Annotated in this window: 16 protein-coding genes and 1 pseudogene; 5 read left to right on the top strand and 12 right to left on the bottom strand. The window is 74.9% G+C overall.

Going from position 1 to position 17358, the window contains the following annotated elements; all coding sequences use genetic code 11:
- Positions 1-31: 31 nt before the first annotated feature.
- The 6 genes and pseudogenes from ACWGKU_RS35515 to ACWGKU_RS35540 all read right to left on the bottom strand — a co-directional run bounded on the left by ACWGKU_RS35515 (position 32) and on the right by ACWGKU_RS35540 (position 4553).
- A complete protein-coding gene (locus tag ACWGKU_RS35515; protein ID WP_452178908.1) occupies positions 32-895 on the bottom strand; it encodes a LysR family transcriptional regulator in 864 nt (287 codons plus the stop codon).
- Between the two features lie 227 nt (positions 896-1122).
- Positions 1123-2523 (bottom strand): hypothetical protein, encoded by a 1401-nt coding sequence (locus ACWGKU_RS35520; protein ID WP_452178909.1) that lies wholly within the window; start codon positions 2521-2523, stop codon positions 1123-1125.
- A gap of 117 nt (positions 2524-2640) precedes the next feature.
- On the bottom strand, positions 2641-2946 hold the full coding sequence (locus ACWGKU_RS35525) for an NUDIX hydrolase (protein WP_452178910.1): 306 nt from the start codon (positions 2944-2946) through the stop codon (positions 2641-2643).
- A pseudogene (locus tag ACWGKU_RS35530) lies at positions 2886-3035 on the bottom strand (M15 family metallopeptidase); the annotation flags it as partial. The pseudogene ACWGKU_RS35530 and the gene ACWGKU_RS35525, both read right to left, overlap by 61 nt.
- On the bottom strand, positions 2978-3136 hold the full coding sequence (locus ACWGKU_RS35535) for a hypothetical protein (RefSeq protein WP_452178911.1): 159 nt from the start codon (positions 3134-3136) through the stop codon (positions 2978-2980). The pseudogene ACWGKU_RS35530 and the gene ACWGKU_RS35535, both read right to left, overlap by 58 nt.
- 94 nt (positions 3137-3230) lie before the next feature.
- Complete coding sequence (locus tag ACWGKU_RS35540) at positions 3231-4553, bottom strand: XRE family transcriptional regulator (protein ID WP_452178912.1); 1323 nt, start codon at positions 4551-4553, stop codon at positions 3231-3233.
- A 558-nt stretch (positions 4554-5111) separates the two neighbouring features.
- On the opposite strand from ACWGKU_RS35540, the gene ACWGKU_RS35545 reads away from it, so the two are divergent.
- Positions 5112-6200, top strand: a complete 1089-nt coding sequence (locus tag ACWGKU_RS35545) for a methyltransferase domain-containing protein (protein ID WP_452178913.1) — start codon at positions 5112-5114, stop codon at positions 6198-6200.
- 231 nt (positions 6201-6431) lie between these two features.
- Positions 6432-7229 (top strand): helix-turn-helix domain-containing protein, encoded by a 798-nt coding sequence (locus ACWGKU_RS35550; RefSeq protein WP_452178914.1) that lies wholly within the window; start codon positions 6432-6434, stop codon positions 7227-7229.
- On the opposite strand, the gene ACWGKU_RS35555 is transcribed toward ACWGKU_RS35550, so the two are convergent.
- The 6 genes from ACWGKU_RS35555 to ACWGKU_RS35580 all read right to left on the bottom strand — a co-directional run bounded on the left by ACWGKU_RS35555 (position 7226) and on the right by ACWGKU_RS35580 (position 13626).
- Positions 7226-8062: an ECF transporter S component gene (locus ACWGKU_RS35555; protein ID WP_401047389.1), complete on the bottom strand. Its 837-nt coding sequence runs from the start codon at positions 8060-8062 to the stop codon at positions 7226-7228. The genes ACWGKU_RS35550 and ACWGKU_RS35555 overlap by 4 nt on opposite strands.
- The gene (locus ACWGKU_RS35560; protein WP_452178915.1) at positions 8059-9660 is read right to left on the bottom strand and encodes an ABC transporter ATP-binding protein; all 1602 of its coding nucleotides are present in this window, start codon (positions 9658-9660) and stop codon (positions 8059-8061) included. The genes ACWGKU_RS35555 and ACWGKU_RS35560 overlap by 4 nt, the downstream gene beginning before the upstream one ends.
- Positions 9657-10763, bottom strand: a complete 1107-nt coding sequence (locus ACWGKU_RS35565; protein ID WP_452178916.1) for a CbiQ family ECF transporter T component — start codon at positions 10761-10763, stop codon at positions 9657-9659. The genes ACWGKU_RS35560 and ACWGKU_RS35565 overlap by 4 nt, the downstream gene beginning before the upstream one ends.
- 20 nt (positions 10764-10783) lie before the next feature.
- The gene (locus ACWGKU_RS35570) at positions 10784-11485 is read right to left on the bottom strand and encodes an SCO2322 family protein (protein WP_452178917.1); all 702 of its coding nucleotides are present in this window, start codon (positions 11483-11485) and stop codon (positions 10784-10786) included.
- A complete protein-coding gene (locus ACWGKU_RS35575; RefSeq protein WP_452178918.1) occupies positions 11485-12906 on the bottom strand; it encodes a prenyltransferase/squalene oxidase repeat-containing protein in 1422 nt (473 codons plus the stop codon). The genes ACWGKU_RS35570 and ACWGKU_RS35575 overlap by 1 nt, the downstream gene beginning before the upstream one ends.
- 123 nt (positions 12907-13029) lie before the next feature.
- Entirely contained in the window at positions 13030-13626 is a 597-nt protein-coding gene (locus tag ACWGKU_RS35580; protein ID WP_359896874.1) for a TetR family transcriptional regulator, read from the bottom strand.
- A gap of 256 nt (positions 13627-13882) precedes the next feature.
- Between ACWGKU_RS35580 and ACWGKU_RS35585 the strand changes: the two genes are divergently transcribed.
- The 3 genes from ACWGKU_RS35585 (at position 13883) to ACWGKU_RS35595 (ending at position 17165) form a co-directional block, all read left to right on the top strand.
- Entirely contained in the window at positions 13883-15193 is a 1311-nt protein-coding gene (locus tag ACWGKU_RS35585) for a glycosyltransferase family 4 protein (RefSeq protein WP_452178919.1), read from the top strand.
- Between the two features lie 170 nt (positions 15194-15363).
- A complete protein-coding gene (locus ACWGKU_RS35590) occupies positions 15364-16107 on the top strand; it encodes a class I SAM-dependent methyltransferase (RefSeq protein ID WP_401049646.1) in 744 nt (247 codons plus the stop codon).
- A complete protein-coding gene (locus tag ACWGKU_RS35595) occupies positions 16104-17165 on the top strand; it encodes a prenyltransferase/squalene oxidase repeat-containing protein (RefSeq protein ID WP_380352536.1) in 1062 nt (353 codons plus the stop codon). The genes ACWGKU_RS35590 and ACWGKU_RS35595 overlap by 4 nt, the downstream gene beginning before the upstream one ends.
- The last annotated feature ends 193 nt before the right edge of the window (positions 17166-17358 follow it).

Genomic DNA, 17358 nt, shown 5'->3' on the forward strand with positions numbered 1-17358 from the left:
GCGCGCTGCTGTTCGAGGGGCCCGGGGGAGTTCAGGCCGGGGTGGTGCGGAGGAGGGGGCGCAGGGCGGGGAGGGGGGCGTGGTCGGCGCGCCAGAGGAGGCGGAGGTGGAGGGGTGGGGGGTCGAGGGGGAGGCGGGTGAGGGTGCCGGCGGTGAGGTGGTCGTGGACGGCGTGGGTGGGGAGGAGGGCGATGCCGAGGCCCTGTTCGGCACAGGCGCGGGTGGTGGGGACGGCGCCGGTGCGGAGGCGTTGGACGTGGTGGCCGAGGAGGCGTTCACCGGCGAGGTGGTAGGAGCAGGCGGGGGTGTCGACGAGGAGGCGGTGGCCGCGGAGGTTCTCGGGGGTGAGGGTGGAGGCGCGGGCGAGCGGGTGGGTGGGGGCGGCGACCAGGGCGAGGGGGACGGCCTGGAGGTCGAGGTGGTCGAGCAGGGCGGGTGGCAGGGGGAAGCCGAGGGCGCCGAGCGGGCCGGGGGCGTCGAGGATGAGCGCCGCTTCCAGGGCTCCGGCGGCGACGCCGTCGAGCAGGACGTCCCGGGTGCCATGGGTGTGGAGGGATATGTCCAGGTCGGGGCGGCGGTCGGTGAGGCGGGCCAGGACGGTCGGGAGGTGGGTGGCGGCGACGGCCGCCAGGACGCCGAGGCGCAGGCGGGTCCGGGTCACGACGACCTCGCGGCGGGCCTGTTCGGCCTGGTCGAGGAGTCGGCGGGACCAGGGCAGTAGTCGTTCCCCGGCCGAGGTGAGGGTCAGGTCGTGCCGGGCCCGGTCGAACAGGTCGGTGCCGAGGCTGTGTTCGAGGGTGCGGACCTGTTCGGAGACGGAGGCCGGGGCGAGTCCGAGTGCCACGGCCGCGCCGGTGACGGTGCGGTGGGTGACGACGGCTTCGAAGACGCGCAACTGACGTAGTTCCACTGGTTTCCCCGGTTCCCCCGAAGGTCCGTACCCGTGTCCGTGCTGCGGGACAGGGTAGGGGGTGTACGGGGCGGATGGGGATTCCGGCCGGTTTCGGAGGCCCGTCCAACCCGGGCGGACCACGAACGCGGCGCCCACTCCGAACTGCTGGCCCGGGACGGCCGGTACGCCCACCTGCTCCGGGTGGGCAATACGCCTGCCGCCACCGGAGGTCAGCGCCCGGTCGGGTTCTCCGTCCGTACGGCGAGGGCGTGGGCCTCGTGCAGGGTGCCGGTCGCCCCGGCGTGGTCGCCGTGGACGAGTTGGGCCATGGCCAGGTCGGTGAGCGCCCTGACCAGGCGCCGGGTGTCGTGGGCGGGGCCGGTCGTGTGGAGGCGGCGTTCGATCCGGACGCTCCGCCGCAGCCGGGGGAGCGTGAGGTGGGCGTAGGAGCTGGGATGGTCTCCACGGACCGCCCGGCGCAGGTCGAGCCGCCGGGTGAGGGTGCCGAGGGTGGCGAGCAGGTCGCGGTCCTCCGGCAGGGGCAGTGGGCCGTCGGCGTGCTCGGACGGGCCCTCCTCGTCGGGCAGGCGGTCGGTGGGCTCGGGCTTGCCCGTGATGGCCTCGACGGCCCGCGCGAGGGCGACCAGTCCGTCCTCGAAGGACGCGCGCAGGCTGAAGGACCAGTGGTGGAGGTCCAGGCCCAGCACCGGTTGGAGGCGCCGTCCCGGGTCGACGCCGAGCGCGAGCGGGTCCGGGGCGTCGGCCGCGGCCTGTTCGTCCCGTACGCCGGAGCGGGCGAACAAGGCGCTCCGCAGGCCCTCGTTGAAGCCGAAGTCGCCGGCGTCGCCGCGGGCGGGCAGGCGCTCGCAGGAGCGGGCGGCATCCGCGAGCAGCCGGTGCGACTGTTCGGTGCGGCCCAGATCGGCGAACCACAGGGCGGCGCCGGCCGCCCGTAGGGCCGGGACGGGACTGCGGGCCGGTTCCGTGCGGCCCTCGCGCAGCCAGGCGAGGGCCTCGTGTTCGATGGCCACGGCCTCCTCGGTGCGGTCCGCGAGGCGGAGCAGCGCGGTGAGGTCGAGCAGTCGCCACGTCAGGTCGCTCCCGCCGGCTTCGGTCACCGCCCGGGAGCGGTCGGCCACCGCGCGGGCGGCGTCCACGGCCTCGTCGAACCGTCCCTCCTCGGCGAGGCCGTGGGCGAGGTCGGCGTGCAGGACGGCGGCCTGGCCGAGGCCCTCCACCGGCCGGGCCGCTTCGGCGCGCGAGGCCAGGTCGGCCGCCTCCTGCCGGGCGGCGAGGGCGGGGCCGTCGGCGTGCGCTCGGGAGTGGTGCAGGGCGAGGGAGGACAGCGCGCGGGCGGCAGCGGCCAGGTGTTCGGTGCCGCCGTCGGCGACCAGGGCGCGGTAGATGCCGGCGGACTCCTCCAGGAACGGGACGGCGTCCTCGGGCCGGGGCCTGGGCCGGCCGTAGGCCCGGCCCCGCAGCGCCTCGGCCAGCGCGGGCAGGCCCGAGGCGGGGTCGGTGCGGGCCTGGACCCGGAGCCGGGCGACCGTCTCGTCGGTGACGGGGTCCCGTCCCCACCGGCGTGCTCGCGGTGCGGCGTGGTCGGACGGGGCTCCGTGCGTGGGTGTCACGCGATTCCTTCCGGGGCGGGGGACGAGGGGTCTCCCGGCCGAACGTCCTTCCACCGGCGAGGAGTTCCGGGCCACCGCCGGCGCGCCGCTGCGAGGGGAGCCGCCGCCGCGTGTGCCCTACCCGGCGAGCGTGCCGTCCAGGTACTCCCGCACCGGCGGGAACAGCGGGAGCGGTACGTACTCGGCCAGCTCGGCGCGGGACACCCAGACCACCCGGTCCAGTTCGTCGGAGTCCCTCACCATGGCGGTGCCGCCGACCACCTCGCAGGCCGTGTACGCCATCCGCCGCCCGCTCTGCGGATGTTCCCGCTCGCCGAGCAGCCGGGCGGCGGCGACGTGGAGGCCGGTCTCCTCGGCGGTCTCGCGCACGGCGCGCCGGTGGCCAGTGCCCAGTAGCGGTCCCCGTACGACCAATGCCACCACTCGGTGGGGTAGTTGACGAGTCCGGCGCCGGTCAGGACGCCGCTGAGCAGTTGCCGGTTGGCGCGGGCACGCGCAGTGATGTTGTCGGCGTGGGCCCGCCGCCGCTCCGTACGTCCGACAGCCGCTCGCCGCAGTCCTGGACGGGAACTGCGGCGACCTTCGGGTCGGACATGAGGATGATCTCGTTCAACACGCCTCCTGACGAAGGAAGTCAGGGCTGTGCGGCCGATCAGGACGATCAAGCCCCGCCAGTCCGGCATCGCGAGCCGTGCCGCCGGATCGGTTCATGTGGCCCGCAGGCGTTCCAGGAACTCCGGGACGCCGTCGACCCGGCGGTACGGCCTGAAGGCCGGTGCGAGTTCGCGGACCAGGGTGACGCAGCGGGATGCGCCGATGCGGGCGGCCAGGTCGAGCGACTCACCGGTGACGGACAGCGCCTGCTCGATCTCCTTGGCCTTCAGGTGGCCCCGGGCCTGGTAGGTCAGGAAGATGCCGCGGGTCTTGTCCCTGGCGCGGGGCAGCAGCGCCGTCCCCTCCGCGATCAGGGCATGGGCCTCGTCCGTCCGGCCGAGGTCGAGGAGGCACCGGCCGGAGTCCACGGCCAGGTCGGCGGGGCTCATCCAGGCGCACCACCCGGGTGCGGGGTCGGCGGCTTCGACCGCGAGGGCGGATCCGGCGTCGGACAGGTCCCGATAACAGGCGGAACGGTCGCCGAGCGCCGCGTGGGCCCTGGCGCGGCGGAGGAGGAGCAGGGATCGGGCGGTCGGGTGCGAGACGCCGGACAGGGCGTGTCCGAGCTGGTCGACGGAGACCTTCGCCTCGCCGAGCCAGTTGGCCTGGTAGGCGAAGTCGGACAGCACGCCGGCGCCGTGGTCACGGTCGCCGGCGGCGTTCGCGGACTGCAGAGCGGCCTCCCAGAGCTTTCCGGCCGCCCAGTGCCGGCCCTGGTCGAAGCGGTGCCAGCCGCTGGTGGTGGCGAGCGAGGCGGTCAGCCGGTGGAGGCGGCGACCGGTCCCCTCGTCGTAGCGGCCGTCCCTGATCAGGTCCGTGACGGTGGTCAGGTGGGCGTCCACCAGCCGGGCGGTGTGCTGACGCTGTTCGGTGGGCATGGCCGTCAGCGTCCTGCCGGTGCCCTCCAGCCAGTCCACGAGTGCGCCGTCCACGCGCTTGCCGCTCAGGGCCGAGGCGAGGCGTTCGGGCTCGGCGGGCTCGGCGGCGGCCCACTGGGCGGCCAGGCCGCCCAGCGAGATCGCGCTGAAGGTCATGAAGGTGCGGCGGTCCATGGCGGCCCTCTGTGCGTCGTGGAGTGCGTGAACGGTGTGAGCGGCTCCCAGCGGCAGCGGTTCGTCGCGTCCGGGCAGCCAGTAGGGCCAGCCGTACGCCTCCAGGTCCGAGAGCGCGACGTCGAAGGCTTCGGCGATGAGGAGTTGGGAGTCGACGTTCGGCGTCTTGCGCCAGTGCTCCCACCGGCTGATGGCCGTCTTGTCGGCACCGGAGAGGAGTCCGTGGCGGCGGGCGGCTTTGTTCAGCTCCGTGACGAGGTCGCTCTGTGACCAGCCGCGCAGCTCACGTGCGTAGGCGAGGGGGTGCCGGATCGGGTCGTCCACGGGGCCAATCCCATCATCGACAGTGACCTGGGAGCTTACTGTCGGCAAGGGCGGGACAACCCCGGGACTACGGACAATGCCTGGTCGGCGACCGCGACTTGAGCTGTACTCGACTCACGCCGACAGAGTTCTGGCACAAGCGGAAGCGTCTGTCCGTGAAACGTCGCGCCGCGGTCATCGGGCTTCGGCCACCAGGTCCTTCCGGCCGCCAGCCCGGCGGCGCTGCCGGGCAGGCGGCCCAACTCGTCCGCCTCTCCTCCCGGAAGGAGTACTGCCATGCCTTGCCAGGAGCCGAAACCGTCCCCGCCGAGGCCGGTGGGCCCGCGTACCCCCCGCCCGCCGGACCGGTAGGCCGGCGATCACGATTTCCAGCACGTCGAGAGGAACGGAAGATGGGCAAGCACGGCGGAGGGCCCGGCAGCGACGGGCCCGGTGCGGCGGGCGGAGGCAAGGGTGGCAGCCACTCCGGGAAGCCGGACACGGCGGCGCAGGACGGCAAACGGGATGCGCCGCCCACCAACCTGCCCAAGCCGTCGAAGCCTTGAGGGGGACGGTCGCGTGCAATGGAAGGCGCTCGCCGACGCGCTCCGGGAGTCCGGGGCGCTGTCGGTCGACTGGGAGCCGGCGTTCCGGGCCGTGCCTCGCCGGCTGTTCGTCCCGGACCGGATCCACCACGGGGGTGAGTGGATCGACCGGACGGAACGCCCAGTCGAGTGGCGCGAACTGGTCGCCTCGGACATCCCGCTCGTCACCCGGCTGGACGAGGACGGCAGCACGCCCTCCTCGGCCGGCTCGATGCCCACCGTCGTGGCCCGGATGCTCCGGCATCTCCAGGTGGCGGACGGCGTGCGGGTGTTGGACATCGGCACCGGCACGGGCTGGACGGCCGCGCTGTTGGCCCGCCGGCTCGGGGCGGCGAACGTCACCACCGTCGAGCTGGACGCCGAACTGTCCGTCGCCGCGCAGCACCGTCTGGCATCAAATCAACTTCCAGTCAAGGCCGTTGTCGGCGATGGCATGCTCGGCCATCCGGCGGGCGCGCCGTACGACCGGGTCCACGTCACCGCCGCCGTGCAGCGCCTCCCTGCGGCGCTGATCGAGCAGACGGTGCCCGGCGGCGTGATCGTCGTCCCGTACGGCACGGCGTTCTGCAACGGCGGGCTGCTGAAGCTCACCGTCGCCGAGGACGGCCGGTCTGCGAGCGGGCCGTTCGTCGAGGACGTCGCCTTCATGTGGGTGAGGGGCCAACGCCCCGGCAGCGGCGAGTTCGAGATCGAGGACGTCCGGCACGGCCCGTCCGGACTCGACCCCGCCGCCGTGGCCGAGCACACCGACGCCGCCTTCGCGATCGGGCTGCGGCTGCCTGGCCTGTTCCGGCAGGAGGTCTCGGCTGGTTACGACCGGCTCGGCACCGGCCGGTTCGAGGCCTGGGATGGGGTCTCGTACGCCCACTGCCGCCTCGCCGACTGGGATGGCAGGCACGCCGTCTCGCAGTCCGGCCCCCGCGACCTGTGGGACGAGGTGACCGCCGCCCACGCCTGGTGGCAGCGCCAGGGCGAGCCTGGCCTCGACCGGTTCGGCCTGACCGTCACCGTCGCCGGCGAGCACCGGGCGTGGCTGGACGACCCGGACCACGTGGTCGGTTGACGAGGTGCGGTGAAGCGCGCCCCGGGCTCGCGACCCCGGGGCGCGCTGGGTTGTGCGCGCACGCTCCGCCCGAATAGGTGATGTGAGATGGAGTTTGATGAGGCGTTACCGAATTACGGTGAATATTGCGGTGCCGGGTGCTCGGGAGGGTGCTCGGTGCGTGAGCACATAGGTAACCCCGGCGGTGCGCCAACACCCCGGGGTATGGCACCAGGAGAAGAAGACTCCAAGATGCAGATTCACCGTATCCCACAGCATGCCCCCGGGTACACGATCCTCGACAACGGCCACGTCGTCCGTAAGCACTCGCTGAGTTGGGCCGCGCGCGGGCTGCTGAGCTACCTGCTCAGCCTGCCGGACGGGGCACGGGAGGACATCCGTACCCTCGCCGCCAAGAGTGTGGAGGGGCGCACGACCGTCGCCCGAGCGCTCAGGGAGTTGGAGGCGGCGGGGCACTACGTGCGTCGTACGTTGCGGGACCCGCTGACCGGGCAGGTGCGGACGGTCGTTTCCGTTTACGAGGTGCCGGTGACGGGCAAGGCGGTGCACACCGTGCCGCCGCTTCCCGTGGCCCCGGCCGCCGGTGCCCCAGCTCCAGGCAAGCCAGGCGGCGGGGAGGCGGGAAGCCCTTCCAAGGAACTGAAGGCCAAGGACGTGGAAGAGCCTTCCGTCCGTCCTCCCGAGAAGTTGACGGCCGGCATGGCGCTGCTGCTCGAACTCGGTCGCCGGGAGCCCCGGATGGCATTGGCGGGGAAGCCCTTGAGTGATCAGGCCGCGCGGGTGGAGGGGTTGCTCGCGGGCGGGTGGACGCGAGACGCGCTGGCGGGGATCATCGCGGCGCCGCTGCCGGACAGGGTCACGCACAGCGTGGGGGCGATCGTGGCGGCGCGGATCGCCAAGGTGCCGATCGTTCCGGCACCCAGGCAGGAAAGCGGCGGCCCGCGCCAACACGAGTGCCCCGGTCGGGGCGGGATGTGCGGGCGGCCCGTCGCCAGCGCAGGGCAGGTGTGCGGGGTGTGCCGCCGTTAGGGCTCCGGCGGCCGGAAGGTGACCGGGGCGTCGAAGGCGGCGCGGCGGGTGGTCCGGCGCAGGGCGCGCAGGACGGGGGTGCCGAGAGTGAGGCACAGGACGACGGTCAGGGCGGCCCGGGGAAGGTCCCAACCCAGGGACGTGGTCAGGCAGTACGCGGCGAAGCGGACCAGGTTGGCGGGCAGCGGGTCGCCCGGCACGAAGGAGATGGAGCCGGCCAGGCCGCCGATGTACGGCCAGCCCTGGAGGTTCATGATCGTGCCGTACAGCAGGGACGCGACGGCGCCGTACCCCGCGAGCAGCCAGAGTTCGCGGCGCCCGCGCAGGGAGGAAGCACCCGGCAGCAGCCCCGCGCCCAGGCACACCCACCCCATCGCCAGCATCTGGAACGGCAGCCACGGCCCCACCCCGCCCGTCAGCAGTGCGGAGGCGAACATCGACAGCGAGCCGAGCACGAACCCGAAGCCCGGTCCGAGCACCCGCCCGGAGAGCACCATCAGGAAGAACATCGGCTCCAGCCCCGCCGTGCCCGCGCCGAGCGGCCGCAGCGCCGCGCCCGCCGCGGCCAGGACGCCCAGCAGGGCGACGGACTTGGCGTCCAGCCCGGGCGCCCCGCCGCCCGCCGAGCGGCCTTCGGAGATCTGGGCGATGACGACGGCGAGGAGAAGAGGGAGGAGGAGCGCGAACAGCCACGGCGCGTCCGCGGAGTGGCCGACCAGCGCCGACTTGGTGGAGGCGAGCAGCGGCCAGCCGAAGGCCGTCACGCCGACGGCCGTGACGAGGAGCAGCGCGGTGACGGACCGGCGCCCCAGGGGGACGGGACGAGTGCTCATGCGCCCAGCGCCTCCGCGACCTGCCCGACGGTGAGCCACGGCCCGGGCGCCAGTACCTTGGCGACCTGCGGGGCGAAGGCCGGCGAGGAGACCACCACCTCCGCGGTCGGCCCGTCCGCGACGATCTCGCCCTCGGCCAGGATCACCGTGCGGTGGGCGAGTTCGGCGGCCAGTTCGACGTCGTGGGTGGCGAGGAGTACGGCGTGGTCCTCGGCGGCGAGGGCGCGCAGGATCTCCACCAGCCGGGCCTTGGCGGCGTAGTCGAGGCCGCGGGTCGGCTCGTCCAGGAGCAGCAGCGGGGGCCGGGCGGTGAGTACGACGGCGAGGGCGAGGGTGAGCCGCTGGCCCTCGGAGAGGTCGCGCGGGTGGGCGTCGTCGGCGATGCCGGGCAGCAGGCGTTCCACCAGGGCGCGGCAGGTGCCGGCGGCGGCGCCCGCGTCGGTGTCGGCCGCGGCGCACTCGGCGGCGACCGACTCGCCGTAGAGCAGGTCGCGCGGTTCCTGCGGGACGAGGCCGACCTCGCGGATCAGTTCGGCGGGGCGGGTGCGGTGCGGGGTGCGGCCGCCGACCTCGACGCTGCCGGAGGCCGGGGTGTGCAGGCCGACCAGGCTGCCGAGCAGGGTGGACTTGCCGGCGCCGTTGCGGCCCATCAGGGCGGTGATCTCGCCGGGGCGGAGCGCGAGGTCCACGCCGCGCAGGGCGGGGACCGGCCCGCGCCGGACGGCGAGGCGGTCGGCAACGGCGATGGGGGTGCCGGACGAAGAACCAACGGCGGCGGGTGTCCGGCCGTCCAGTTCGGCGCGCAGCGGGGCGGCCTTGCGGCGCGCGTCGCGGACCGAGAGCGGCAGCGGCCGCCAGCCCGCGAGCCGGCCGAGGCCGACCACCGGCGGATGCACCGGGGAGTGCGCCATCACCTCGGCGGGCCCGCCGAGGACGGGCGGGGCGCCGGGGGTGAGCAGCAGCACCTGGTCGGCGTACTGGACGACGCGTTCCAGCCGGTGCTCGGCCATCAGCACGGTGGTGCCGAGGTCGTGCACCAGCCGCTGGAGGACGGACAGCACCTCCTCGGCCGCGCCCGGGTCGAGTGCCGAGGTGGGTTCGTCCAGGATCAGCACGCGGGGGTGCACGGTGAGCACCGAGCCGATCGCGACGCGCTGCTGCTGGCCGCCGGAGAGGGTGGTCAGCGAGCGGTCGCGCAGGTCGGCGAGGCCGAGCAGGTCGAGGGTCTCCTCGACCCGGCGGCGCATCACGTCGCCCGGCAGGCCCAGGGACTCCATGCCGTAGGCGAGTTCGTCCTCCACCGTGTCGGTGACGAAGTGTGCCAGCGGGTCCTGCCCCACGGTGCCGACCAGGTCGGCGAGTTCGCGCGGCCGGTGCTCGCGGGTGTCCCGGCCGCCGACGGTGACCCGGCCGTGCAGCACCCCGCCGGTGAAGTGCGGCACCAGGCCGCTGACCGTCCCCAGCAGGGTGGACTTGCCGGAGCCGGAGGGGCCCACCAGCAGGCAGAGTTCGCCCTCGGGGACGGTGAGGTCGACGCCGCCGAGCGCGGGCGCGGCGGAGTCCGCGTACCGGACGGAGACCTGCTCGAAGGTGATCACGATGCCCTCCGGGGCGGGGTCGGGGCGGCGAACGCCGGCACCAGGCCGAGCAGGACGGTCAGCACGGCGGTCAGGGGCAGCGCGGGGACGGTCGGTGGGACGACGGTGGGGGCGAAGGCGGCCGGGTCCCGCGCGGCCAGGTAGACGGTGAGGGCTGCCACGGCCGCGCCGGAACCGGCGGTCAGCCATTCCGGAAGGGCCCACGGGTCCGGCCGGTAGCGGCTTCTGACGGAGCGTCGGCCGCCGAGCAGCAGTCCGGCGAAGGCGGCGGCCAGGCCGAGCAGCAGGACGGGCAGGGCCCAGCCCGCGCCGCCGGCCGTCAGCAGCCCGTACGCGGCCAGGCAGACCCCGAGCAGCCCGGCCAGGGTGAGTGCCGCGGTCGCCCGGGCGAGCCGGCGCGGGACGTCGGCGGTGCGGCCGAAGCCCCGGGTGTCCATCGCGGCGGCCAGCGCGATGGACCGCTCCAACGCGCCCTCCAGTACCGGGATTCCGACGCTCAGCACGGCGGCGACGCCCTTGTCGGTGCGGCCGCGCAGGCGCCGTGCGGCACGCAGTCGGCGGACGTCCGCGACCAGGTTGGGCGCGAAGGTCATCGCCACGACGACGGCGACGCCCGCCTCGTAGAGCGCGCCGGGCAGGGTGCGCAGCAGGCGGGCCGGGCTGGCCAGGGAGTTGGCGGCGCCGACGCAGATCAGCAGGGTGGCCAGCCGCAGCCCGTCGTACAGTGCGGCGAGCAGCCCCTCGGCGGTGACCCGGCCGCCGATCCGCACGCCCTGCGCCCAGACGGGCAGCGGGAGTTCGGGCAGGGTGAACAGCACGTGGGTGCCGGCGACCGGCGAGCCGAGGAACACGGCGAACACCAGCCGGATGCCGAGCACCAGCAGGCCCAGCCGCAGGAACGCCCCGTACGAGCGCGACCAGGGCGCATCGCCGCGCCGGGCCGCGACCACGTACCCGGCGACGGCGGCGAGCAGCAGCAGGATCGCCGGGTTGGTGGTGCGGGTGGCCGCCGCGCCCAGCCCGAGCGCCCACAACCACCAGGCCCCGGGGTGCAGTTGACGGGGGCCGGTGGGCGGCCGGGTGCTACGGGCGGTGCTGCTCACGGTGTTTCCTGGGTGGGGGACTAGGAGTGACGGCGGCGGCGCGCCTGCCGGACGGCACCGCCGGCGAGGACGGCGAGCAGCGCGCCACCGGCGATCAGGCCGATGTCGGGGCCGCTGCCGCTGCTGCCGCCGCCCTGGTCGGCGGTCCGGGCCGCGCCCGCCGCGCCGATCCGGTCGCCGCAACCCGCTTGCGGGTACCCGGCGATGGCGCACAGCAGCCCGTTGGTGTCGTAGCGCAGCGGCGGGGCGACGGCGGCCAGCACCTCGGCCGAGGTGGCGCGGGGCGCGACGGCGGCGCAGGCGGTCCGCTGCCCGGGCACCGGGGCGGCGGACGAACCGGCGTCCTCGGCGGTCCCGAAGTCCAGCACGACGGCCACCCGCTTGTGGCCCTCCTGGGCGGGCGTGTCCGCGCAGATCTCCGCGAAGCTCCCGGCGGTCCGGGGCTGCGCGGCGTCCTGCCCGCCGTCCGGGCTCAGCGCGTACCGCCACCCGTCCACCGAGCCGTCCGGCGGTACCGCGACGGCGGGCCCCTGCTGCTGGTATGTCCAGGCTCCGCCCTCGGCGCCGCGCCAGAACGACCAGTAGCGGTAGCCGGCGGCCTGCGCGGGGGCGGCGGAGGTGAGCACCAGCACCGCCCCGAGGAGGGGCAGGAGCAGCGCGGCGACGGCCCGGCGGGTGCGGACGTCGGCGCCCGCCGGGGCGGGGCGGGGTGCGGGGCGCATCAGAGGTGGGGGGTGCGCTTGCGCTGGAGGCTGAGCACGAGGCCGCCGCCGATGCCGACGAGGAGGCCGACGCCGATGAGCCAGTACTGGCCGATGCCGCCGTCCTTCTTCTCCTTCGGGGCCTCCGTCGCCGAGGCGGCGGCTTCGGCGGCCTTGGGCGTCGGGCCGAGGGCGGTGAGTTGGCCGGTCAGGGCGGCGGTGTCGCGGTGGGCGGCCTGGGCGACCAGCAGGAGGGTGGCGGTGGCGCCGGCGTCGGTGCCGCCCTTGGTCCAGGTGGCGCCCTCCTTGGTGAGCCAGTCGACGGCGCCGGCGGCCTGCTGGGGGTGGCCGCTCTGGGTGAGGGCGAGGGCGGCCCAGGCGGTGGCGGTGTAGTCCGGGGTGGGGGCGGCGCCGGGGGTGGTGAGGGTGAGGTGGTCGCCGCCGGCCGCGAGCTGGGCGGTGAGGTAGGCGCCGACGGCCTCGCCGGAGTCCGCGTGCGGGACCGGGGCGGAGGCGGCCGCGGCGTCGGAGGCGCAGGTGAGGGCCTTGGGCGCGGAGTCGGCGTGCACCGAGGTGGCGACCGGCAGGTGGCCGCCGCCGGCGGCGAGCGCGGCCTGGCCGCTGGCCAGGGCGTTCGGGGTGAGGGTGCCGCCGGCCGGGTCGGGCTGGTAGGCGAAGGCGCCGCGCTGGTCCGCGGGGGCGGCGCAGCCGAGCTGGAACAGGGCGAGCCCGTCGAAGGCGGACCTGCCGGCCTTGGCGACGCCCGCCGGGTCGGCCTTGGCGGCGAACAGCGCGTTGACGGCGAGCCCGGTGGAGTCGGCGTCACCGGGGTTGCCCGGGTTGTAGGCCCAGCTGCCGTCGGCGTTCTGGTTGGTCCTGAGCCAGGCGACGCCCTTGTCGACGGCCTCCTGGTGCCCGCCGAGGGCGACCAGGGCCTGGACGGCGACGGCGGTGGCGTTGCTGTCCTCGAACGTGGGGTCGCAGGCGGTGCCGGCGTTCCGGTAGGAGGGCCAGCCGCCGTCCTCGCACTGCTGGCCGGTGAGCCAGCCGACCGCGGAGTCGGCCGGGGTGACCTTGGCCGCCGCCAGCGCGGTGAGCGCGAGGGACTGCCGCCAGACGCCGTCGTACGTCGGGTCGCTCTTGCCGTACAGGCCGTCCGGGACCGTGGGCGGGGAGACGTCGGCGAGGGCCGGGCCGGCGGCGACGCCGGTGAGCAGCGCGGCGGACAGGGCGGCGGCGCCCAGGCGGGCGGCGGTCAGCATGGTGCGGGTGTGCCTTTCGGTGAGCGGTGGTGGCCCGGTCGGGGCCGTTCCGTAGTCCTCGACGGTGCCGGGCGCGTGCGTCCGGACGGGCCGCTCGCCCCTCCCCGGGTGCTCCGACTCGTCCGGGCGGCCGAGGGCGGCGCCGGTCTCACGGCTGCGGGGTCGGCGCCGGATTCGCACCGGCTTTCCCCGGGGGAGGAGCGGGATCGAGTTGTGCCGACTGTCGACTCTAGCCGCCGGAGCACGACGAGCGGCCCGGGGCGGGCAGGAACAGGTTCCAGTCGGCGGCGGGAGGAGGACGGTTCACGGCAGGGTGAGCAGCCGGGCCGCGGTGTGCAGGTCGGCCCGTACCTCGGCGATCGAGGCGCGGCCGGAGAGCCAGGCGACCAGCGCCGAGTGCCAGGTGTGCTCGATCACCCGTACCGCCGCGCGCTGGCTCCCGGTGGGCGGTCCGGACTGGCCGATCGCGTCCAGGATGAGCTGTCCGGTGGCCACGCTGACCTGGTCCACCTCGGCCCCGACCGAGCGGTCCGCGAAGGACAGTGCCCGGACCATGGCCTCGGCCAGCAGCGGTTCGCGCTGCAGCGCGTGGAAGGCCCGGGTGAGGGTGTCGGCGACCCGCAGCGCCGGTTCGAGGTCGGTCGGCGGGTGGCGCCGGATGTGCTCGTGGAGGCCCTGCAGCTGCTCCAGCATCACCGCCACCAGCAGGTGCACCTTGGACGGGAAGTACCGGTAGAGCGTGCCGAGGGCGACCTGCGCGCTCTCCGCGACCTCCCGCATCTGCACCGCCTCGTACCCGCCGCGCACCGCCAGTGCGGTGGCGGCCCGCAGGATGCGCCGGCGCCGTTCGGCCTGGCGCGCGGTCAGCGGCGGCTCGCCCGGAGGGGAGACCGGCGGCAACGTCGAAGGAGGGGGTGGCGGCAAGGGTGCTCCCGGGCGGGCGAGAGTGGCGGCGTGCTCCACATGGTCGGCAGGATTCGGCGTGGCGGGAATCACCAGCCCTGGCTCCTGGGGAAAAGCTACGGGCCGGTATCTTCGAGGTCTCTCATGGTTCACGTGGTCGACGACGAGTTCCCCAGCCACTGAAACCTGATCTACTTTAGCGACCGGAAGCACGACCGGCAGCACCGATAGCAGCTAGAGAAGAGGGCCCAGGATGACCGCGCAGCCGCTGCGGATTGCCCTGCTGTCGTACCGCGGTGACCCCTTCTGCGGGGGTCAGGGCGTGTACGTACGACACCTCTCCCGCGAGCTGGCACGGCTCGGCCACCACGTGGACGTGATCGGCGCCCAGCCCTACCCGGTGCTCGACGAGGTCGACGGCCCCGGCTCGGTGCGCCTGGTGGAGCTGCCCAGCCTGGACCTCTACCGCGCCGACGACCCCTTCCGCACCCCGGCCCGGGGCGAGTTCCGCGGCCCGGTGGACGTGCTGGAGTTCGCCACCATGCGCACCGGCGGCTTCCCCGAGCCGCTCACCTTCTCGCTGCGCGCCCGCCGGTACCTGGCCGCCCACAAGGGCCGCTACGACGTGGTCCACGACAACCAGACCCTCGGCTACGGCCTGCTCGGCCTGGCCCGGCACGGCTTCCCGCTGGTCACCACGATCCACCACCCGATCACCGTGGACCGGCAGCTGGAGCTGGACGCCGCCACCACCCGGGGCAAGCGGCTCTCGCTGCGCCGCTGGTACGCCTTCACCCGGATGCAGCGCCGGGTCGCCGCCCGGCTGGACCACGTGATCACCGTCTCCGGGACCTCGCAGCGCGAGATCGCCGAGCACCTGGGAGCCGCGCCGGACGCGATCTCGGTGGTGCCGATCGGCGCCGACACCCGGCTCTGGTCGCCCTCGGCGGAGATCGGGCGCGTCCCCGGCCGGATCGTCACCACCTCCAGCGCGGACGTCCCGCTGAAGGGCCTGGTCTTCCTGGTCGAGGCGCTCGCCAAGGTGCGCACCGAGCGGGACGCCCACCTGGTGGTGGTCGGCAAGCCGCAGAAGGAGGACGGGCCGGTGGCCGACGCCGTGCGCCGCTTCGGGCTGGCCGGGCACATCGAGTTCCGCAGCGGACTGACCGACCGCGAGCTGGTCGACCTCTACCGCTCGGCCGAGGTGGCCTGCGTCCCCTCCCTGTACGAGGGCTTCTCGCTGCCCGCCGCCGAGGCGATGGCCACCGGCACCCCGCTGGTCGCCACCACCGGCGGGGCGATCCCCGAGGTGGCCGGGCCGGACGGGGAGACCTGCCTGGCGGTGCCGCCGGGGGAGGCGGACGTGCTGGCCGCCGCGCTCGGCCGGCTGCTGGACGACCCCGAGCTGCGGGCCGGACTCGGCGCGGCCGGACGGCGGCGGGTGCTGGCCCGGTTCACCTGGGAGCGGGCCGCCGAGCTGACCGCCGAGGCCTACCGCGCGGCGATCGCCACCGGCGCCGGCGCCCGGGCCCGCTCGGGGCCGGGCTGGCGGTACGTGGCCTAGGGCCCGGTCGACGCGCACGGGCCGGCGGCGCCGTCCCGGTCGGCCGCCCGGCCGGTGACGGCGGGTCGGTGACGGCGGGTCGGGGCCCGCCCGGCGCAGTGCGACGTGCTGAACGAAGGCCTGACGAGGCGTCAAGAACGCTTGGCAGCAATAGGAATGGGAGTCCAGCAGTGCTGACCGTCGATTTCTCGCGCTTCCCGCTCGCCCCTGGCGACCGGGTGCTCGACCTGGGCTGCGGCGGGGGCCGGCACGCGTTCGAGTGCTACCGCCGCGGCGCCAACGTGATCGCCCTCGACCAGAACGCCGGGGAGATCGCCGAGGTCAGGAAGTGGTTCGCGGCGATGGAGCAGGCCGGTGAGGCCCCCGAGGGGGCGTCGGCGGTCGCGATGGAGGGCAACGCGCTGGCGCTGCCGTTCGAGGACGAGTCCTTCGACAAGATCATCATCTCCGAGGTGATGGAGCACATCCCGGACGACAAGGGCGTGCTCAACGAGATGTTCCGGGTCCTCAAGCCGGGCGGCCTGCTCGCCGTCACCGTGCCTCGCTGGCTGCCCGAGAAGATCTGCTGGGCGCTGTCCGACGAGTACCACGAGGTCGAGGGCGGCCACATCCGGATCTACCGGGGCGACGAGCTGCTCGGCAAGCTCAAGGACGCCGGCCTGGAGCCGTACGGCACCCACCACGCGCACGCGCTGCACTCGCCGTACTGGTGGATCAAGTGCGCGGTCGGCGTCGACAACGACAAGGCGCTGCCGGTGAAGGCGTACCACCAGCTGCTGGTCTGGGACATCGTCGGCACCCCGGTGATCAGCAGCCTCACCAAGGCCGCCGAGCGGGCGCTCAACCCGGTGATCGGCAAGAGCTTCGTCGCGTACGCCTCCAAGCCCAACCGCGCGCCGGGCAGGACGGCATGACCGCCGCCGTCCCCGAGGTGCTGCTGCTCGACGGGGTGCTCGACGCCGAGCAGGCCGCCGACACCGTCCGCAGCATCCTGGCCGAGCAGCGCCCCGACGGCGCCATACCGTGGTTCGCCGGCCACCACCTCGACCCCTGGGACCACACCGAGGCCGCGATGGCCCTCGACACGGCCGGCGAGCACGCCGCCGCCGAGGCCGCCTACCGCTGGCTCGCCGCCGCCCAGAACCCGGACGGTTCCTGGTACGCCGCCTACACCGACGGCGTGGTCACCGACCGGGCCAAGGAGAGCAACTTCTGCGCGTACGTCGCGGTCGGGGTCTGGCACCACCACCTCAGCACCGGCGACGACGCCTTCCTGGAGTGGATCTGGCCGGTCGTCCGGCGCGCCCTGGACTTCATCGTCGGCCTGCGGCTGCCCGGCGGCCCGATCGCCTGGCGGGTCTCCGAGGACGGCACCGCCACCGACGAGGCGCTGCTCACCGGCTCGTCCAGCATCCTCCACGCGCTGCGCTGCGGCCTGGCCGTCGCCGAGTACCTGGAGGAGCCGCAGCCCGACTGGGAGCTCGCGGCCGGGCGGCTGGGGCACGCCGTCTCCCACCACCCCGAGCGGTTCCTGGACAAGGACCGATACTCGATGGACTGGTACTACCCGGTGCTCGGCACCGGCCTGCGCGGCGACGCGGCGGTGGCCCGGATCGAGCGGGACTGGGAGCGCTTCGTCGTCCCCGGCCTCGGCGTGCGCTGCGTCAGCGACCGCCCGTGGGTGACCGGCGGGGAGAGCGCCGAGCTGGCGCTCGCGCTCTGGGCGATCGGCCAGTCCGACCGCGCGGTGGACATCCTGCGCTGGATCCAGAAGCACCTGCGGCACGAGGACGGCTCGTACTGGACCGGGTACGTCTTCGAGGACGACGCGATCTGGCCGGAGGAGCGCACCACCTGGACGGCCGGGGCGCTGCTGCTCGCGGTGGCCGCGCTCGGCGGGGACCCGGCGACGGTCTCGGTCTTCGGCGGGGAGCAGCTGCCGGCCGGGCTGGTGGTCGAGGACTGCTGCTGAGCCGGACGCGCGTGCGGTAGCCGGACGCGCAGTCGGACGCGCAGTCGGACGCGTACGGCGGTCGAGTACGCGTACGGAAGGCGAGCGCTCAAGCGGAAGGGGCGGGACCGGAGAACCGGGCCCGCCCCGCGCGGGTCGGGCCCGCGGGGGTCAGCCGCGCTGGGTGGCCGGGGTGTGGGCCCGGACGCCCCGG

The organism is Kitasatospora sp. NPDC054768, assembly GCF_053612025.1.